The organism is Vogesella fluminis (assembly GCF_014652335.1).
In the GTDB taxonomy this organism is placed as follows: Bacteria; Pseudomonadota; Gammaproteobacteria; order Burkholderiales; family Chromobacteriaceae; genus Vogesella; species Vogesella fluminis.
The window spans coordinates 1-2,731 of the sequence record NZ_BMYP01000088.1 but is presented as its reverse complement, the minus strand read 5'-3'; the positions used below and the strand labels follow the sequence as shown (position 1 = coordinate 2,731).

Sequence of the window (2,731 nt, the reverse complement as noted above, 5' to 3'; positions counted from 1 at the left end):
TCAGGCCCCACGCAAGGCCAACCAATGACCAAGGCCGCCCTAAATGAAGTATTTGATACGTTGGCCGGTGCCGACGAGCGTATTTCACAAGTACGGTCACACCTGCTGCGCCATTTCTTCAGTAATGAGTTAGCCAAGTTACAGCACGAGCAAGGCAGCGATGAGAACAATCAAGAACTCCATCGACGAGTACGGAATTATCTGGCTGGCCGCAAGCAACACTCCGAGGTTGACAGCACTTACACACTGCTAGAAACCAAGCGCCAGGCTCGCGAAGCCACCCTGGAGCTACAGGAGCGCATGGCCGCAGGACAAGTGTCCAACAGGAAACCTAAATGAACGTCGGAACACAGACACTAGAAGCAGCCCTAGTCCAGCCGGATTCGCATATCGTCCGCACACGCTATGACATTGAGTTCGACGCCAGGGAGGGATGGTGGCCCATCGACGGAAAACAAGGACTCGACGTCGAGCTGATGCGCGCCTTGGTCTCTCCGGCACTACAACCTGGCTTGGAAGCAACACTGCGCCATGCCTGCACAAAATACTCTTGGGCTACGCTGAACCAGTATCGCTGGGCATTAAGTAAATTTCGAGAGATATGTTTCCCAGACGGCCCCATTATCTCATGGAAAATTGCTGACTTCCGCCGATATCGGAAGGCTTTGCTTTCTAAGTTTGGCCACGAAGATTATTTGCGGCACCTACGGTCTCTATTGGTGAATTGGCACAGCGGCCGGCACGCCGGCGTTTCTGATGAGCTCATCGCATCCCTTAAAGAGATGCGCCTCAAGGGGGTGGAGTCAGGGCGCGCGGTCAGAACCATGGACCAGGACGATGGGCCACTCTCCACAGAGGAATTGCACCACATTCTGCAAGACTTGAACGATGCTGCCGAAGCTGGCGGGCTGGATATTGAGGAGTTCAGCCTCGCTTACTTCCACCTCACCACGGGACGCCGCCCCAGCCAGAGCGCAGCCCTAAAATGCAAGGATGTGCAGGAATGCGAAGGAGACCCCGAGCCTGGTGCCTCGAAGGGACCAACACTCTACCTACTGGCAGTACCGCGTGCCAAGCAACGCGGGCACGCCTTCCGGGAGTCAAGGCGCGCCATCGACCTGACCCCAGACAACTTCAAAGTCTTCCTTGCACTGCGTGAGCACACCAAGCACGCCTTCACAGCAGCATTGGACCTCCGCGGGTGGAGGCTCCAACCGTCAGACCTGCAGGCGCTCCAGAGCGAGCTACCCCTGTATCCGGAATGGCCCGCCATCATCGAAACCCTTGACCAGGCAACCCAACGACGGGAAGGCGGCGAACACGGCAGCGCACTGCAGGCTTTGTATCAAGACGCAAAAGGTATGGCCTGGCACAGCACTCCCGCAGCCATCGGTCAGCGCCTCATTGCAATATTCCGTTCAGTTCAGACGCAGGAGCGAAAGGGAAAGCTACTGCATGTCACCGCCACCCGGCTTCGTTATACCAAAGGCACCGAGCTGGCGCGTGAAGGCCTGTCAGCAAACTTGATTGCCTGGCTACTGGACCACTCAACCTCCCGTTCGGCTGAAATCTACATCGATAACCTGCCGGAGCACGCGAGTGACATCAGCCGTGCCATCACCACCTCGCCGATTTTACAGCACTTTGCTTCAGCCTTTCGCGGCACCCTAGTCGACTCTGAGGCCGATGCGGTAGCGGGCCATGACGTCAGGAGCCGCGTTACGTACCACGGGAAAAATGCCGCCACCTGTGGGCAGTTGAAACAATGCGGCCTCGATGACGGCATTCCCCATGCTTGCTACACCTGCAGCCACTTCCAGCCTTGGCTGGATGGCCCCCATGAAGAATTCCTGCGGGAATTGATGGCTGAACGCGCAAATCTAGCGACAGAGCTGGGACTCGACAGCCCCGTCACGAAACGTCGCGACAAACTCATAGGCGCCGTGCAAAACGTAATCCAACTGTGCCATGCCCGCCGCTCGGAACTAAATGCCGCAGCTGAGGGCAACGCATGAAGCCAGTAGAGAACACACCCGCAGAAGTATTTGTGTCCCGGGACAACCAGGCCCGGACCGAGAAACTGGCAGAATACATCCACAACGCCAGAAGTGAAGTCAACGAGCTTGACGTCGACTGGTCCGAACCCTATTGGAAAGGCGTTGGCTACTTTGTGAAGCAGGAACATGCACCACAGGGTAGCCTCAAACGCAACGACATTGCCATGGAGGCCAGGCTGGACGGGGCCTTCATTGACTTCGCCAAGGCTTACGTAGTCGAGCGGCATCTGACAAATCCAGGCGAGAGCCGCACCGGACATATCAAGCGGCTGCAGACCTTACGTCACCTCGAGGCCGCACTACTCTCCTTACGTGGCAACGCTAGTCCACTTGGAATCGACTGCGCGGCCCTAGAGACCGCAGCCAGCCTCGCCAGAAGCAATCTAAAGACAGGTGGGGCATACCGGGTGGGGGCTGAGCTGCAACAGTTGGCCTCCGTCATGGTGCGTACTGGCGTTCTGCCGTCGAATTGTGAAACATGGGCCAATCCTAACAAGCAGCCCAAGAATACTGGCATCAGTGTTGGTGCCGAATCAGAGCGCGCTCGACAAAAAAAACTCCCCAACTTTCAGGCGGTTTACGCACTAGCCGAAATCTTTAACAGAGACCTCGACTCTAGCAGCCTGTCGGACTTGGGCCTGCCCGAAGGCGGAATAGTGAAACGCAGGGCCGTT

General features: G+C 57.0%; 3 protein-coding genes. All 3 read left to right on the top strand.

The genetic code is table 11. The features are described 5' to 3' along the window. Nucleotides 1–339, top strand: a 339-nt coding sequence (locus IE083_RS15455; RefSeq protein ID WP_229799796.1) for a hypothetical protein, incomplete at its 5' end; no start/stop codon positions are given. Then, nucleotides 336–2,015, top strand: coding sequence for a site-specific integrase (locus IE083_RS15450; RefSeq protein ID WP_189354926.1), 1,680 nt, complete (start codon nt 336–338; stop codon nt 2,013–2,015). The genes IE083_RS15455 and IE083_RS15450, both read left to right, overlap by 4 nt. Continuing rightward, on the top strand, nt 2,012–2,731 hold a 720-nt coding region (locus tag IE083_RS15445; RefSeq protein ID WP_229799795.1), incomplete at its 3' end, for a hypothetical protein. The genes IE083_RS15450 and IE083_RS15445, both read left to right, overlap by 4 nt.